This window comes from Actinocrinis sp. (assembly GCF_035650855.1).
GTDB lineage: Bacteria > Actinomycetota > Actinomycetes > Streptomycetales > Catenulisporaceae > Actinocrinis.
Genome location: NZ_DASRGV010000142.1, coordinates 1 through 2,497, shown reverse-complemented (window position 1 = coordinate 2,497; position 2,497 = coordinate 1). Strand labels below are relative to the sequence as shown.

The window sequence follows — 2,497 nt, the reverse complement described above, 5'->3', positions numbered from 1 at the left end:
AACCGGTGCATGGTGTGCTTGACGGCGCTGCTGAACGGATCAGCGGCCTCGTCCCAGACGCGTTCGAGCAATTCCTCGGCGGAGTGGACCCGGCCGGGGCTGGCGAGCAGGCATTCGAGCAGGGCGAATTCCTTGGGGCTGAGCTCAAGGCGCCGACCCGCGCGCGCTGCCGTCCGGCGGGCCGGATCGAGAGTGAGGTCGCTGTAGGCGAGAGCAGGCGGCAGCGGGGGAGTGGCGCGGCGGGCCAAGGCACGGACCCGGGCGACCAGTTCGGCGAACGCGAAGGGCTTGGACAGGTAGTCGTCGGCGCCGAGGCCGAGCCCGTCGACGCGGTCCTCGACGGTGTCGAAGGCGGTGAGCATCAGCACCCGGGTCTCGCAGCGCCCGTGGGCGAGCTGTCGGCAGATCTCGTCCCCGTGCACGCCCGGCAGGTCACGGTCCAGGACCACGACGTCATAGCGGGTCACCGAAAGGCGGTCGAGTGCGCCCGTGCCGTCCAGGGCGACGTCGACGGCCATGCCCTCGCGGCGCAGCCCGGTCGCGATGGAGCGGGCCAGGACCTCGAAGTCCTCGACGACCAGGATTCTCACCGTGGCCCACCGCCGCCGAGGAGCTGAGCAGGGCGGTCGGGCCGCGAGCCGGGTGCAGGCGCCATGGCGCCAACGATGCCAGATCCCCGGTTCCAGCCCGGTCGCAGTCGCCGCGACCGGGCTGGAACCGGGCACGGCGTAGAACCAGCCGCATGCCAACGGATTCGAGTCAACGGCTCACGGCGGTGAGCCCGGCGGTGACGGTGCGAGGCGGCTTCGCCGCGGTGCTTCACGCGGAGTGGACCAAGCTGCGCACCGTCCGCGGCTGGGTGATCGGCATCGCGGCGCTGCCCGTGATGATGGTGCTCTTCGCGCTGCTCGCCGGGGTGAGCAGCGATCAGCACGGCAGCCCACCGGTTCCGATCGGACCCGGCGGCGAGCCGGTGACCGACAACTTCTACTTCGTGCACCGATCGCTCACCGGAAACGGCAGCATCACCGTGTCCGTGTCCGCACTCACCGAGGACATCTCGGCAAAGCTCACGCCCGGCACAGTGCCCTGGGCGAAGGCCGGCCTGATCATCAAGGCCGGCACCAGCCCGGGATCGCCGTACGCGGCGATCATGGTGACGGGCGGCCACGGGGTACGGATGCAGGACGACTACGTCAACGACGCACCCGGCCTGCCCGGCTCCGTTTCCGCCGCGTCCCCCCGCTGGTTGCGGCTGGATCGCAGCGGCGACGCGGTCAGCGGCTACGACTCTGCGGACGGTGTGCACTGGGCCAGGGTAGGTACCGTACACGTCGCCGGGCTCGGATCGACCGTGCAAGGCGGGCTGTTCGTCGCTTCACCGGATTCCGCGCAGGGCTTTGGGACCGTCACCACGGTATCCACGGCCGTCTTCAACGGTCTGCTCATCCGCGGCACCTGGCTCGGCGGGCAATGGACCGGTGGCCAAGTGGGGCCCGCAAGCTCTGCCGGCGACCACCCGGCGTTCGCTCCCGGGATGTTCACGCAGTCAAACGGCACGCTCACAGTCACCGGAACCGGCGACATCGCGCCGGCGGTCCGCGCTTCGCTGGGGACCGCCGGTGTCATCGCAGACATCCTCTTCGGCACCTTCCCGGGGCTGATCACGGTGATCGTGATCGGGGCGAGGTTCATCACCGCCGAATACCGGGACGCGCTGATCCGAGTCACCTTCGCCGCCAGCCCGAACCGCGGCCGGGTGCTGGCGGCCAAGGCGATCGTCCTGGGCGGCGCCACGTTCTTCGCCGCAGTGGCAGGCGTGCTCGTCGCGGTACCGCTCGGCCGGCGGCTCGCGCGGGCGCACGGGGTGTATCTGTTCCCTGCTACGCCAGCGACCCTGCTGCGGGTCGAGCTCGGAACCGCGGCCCTGCTCGCGACCGCCTCGATCCTGGCCCTCGGCGTCGGCACCGTCCTGCGGCGCGGCGCCGGCGCGGTCACCGCGGTCACCCTGGCGGTGGTGCTTCCATATCTCCTGGTCGCCCAGCTTCCGTTCCTACCCGCCGAGGTGTCGGACTGGCTGGCCCGGCTGACTCCCGCCGCGGCCTTCGCCGTGCAGCAGACGCTCGTGCCGCACCCGCAGGTCGCCAGCCTCTACACCCCGTACAACGGCTACTATCCGCTCGCTCCCTGGGCGGGACTCGCTGTCCTGGCCGGCTACGCGGCAGTGAGCTTGGCCGTGGCCGCCGCGACGCTGCGAACGAGAGACGTTTGAGGCGGCGTCAGGAAACCACCGTGGCTCGTTAGAGGTAAGTGCTGATCTCCAACACGGCGCTCTCGGCGGGGGCGATGTACGTGCCGTTCGCGTCGAGGGCTGCCAGGGTCCCAGGCCAGTCGTCCTCGGATCCCACGAGCAGGGCGCGGGGGAGTGCGAGATCGAGGGAGACCCGCGGCCCCGGCACCGGGCGGTGCTTGTCGAGGACGTGGAAGCCGCGCTCGC

The 2,497-nt window shown here is 71.0% G+C and carries 3 protein-coding genes; 1 reads left to right on the top strand and 2 read right to left on the bottom strand.

Annotation, left to right across the window (positions count from 1 at the left end):
- A partial coding sequence (locus VFB40_RS11125) for a response regulator transcription factor (protein WP_324849639.1) occupies positions 1–590 on the bottom strand: 590 nt, incomplete at its 3' end.
- A 152-nt stretch (positions 591–742) separates the two neighbouring features.
- On the opposite strand from VFB40_RS11125, the gene VFB40_RS11120 reads away from it, so the two are divergent.
- On the top strand, positions 743–2,272 hold the full coding sequence (locus VFB40_RS11120) for a DUF1349 domain-containing protein (RefSeq protein WP_324849637.1): 1,530 nt from the start codon (positions 743–745) through the stop codon (positions 2,270–2,272).
- A gap of 28 nt (positions 2,273–2,300) precedes the next feature.
- On the opposite strand, the gene VFB40_RS11115 is transcribed toward VFB40_RS11120, so the two are convergent.
- The coding region (locus VFB40_RS11115) for a hypothetical protein (RefSeq protein ID WP_324849635.1) at positions 2,301–2,497 on the bottom strand (197 nt) is incomplete at its 5' end.

What these genes read in the sequence shown, in the direction of transcription:
- VFB40_RS11120 (WP_324849637.1), top strand. Translation starts at nt 743, where the DNA reads ATGCCAACGGATTCGAGTCAACGGCTCACGGCGGTGAGCCCGGCGGTG.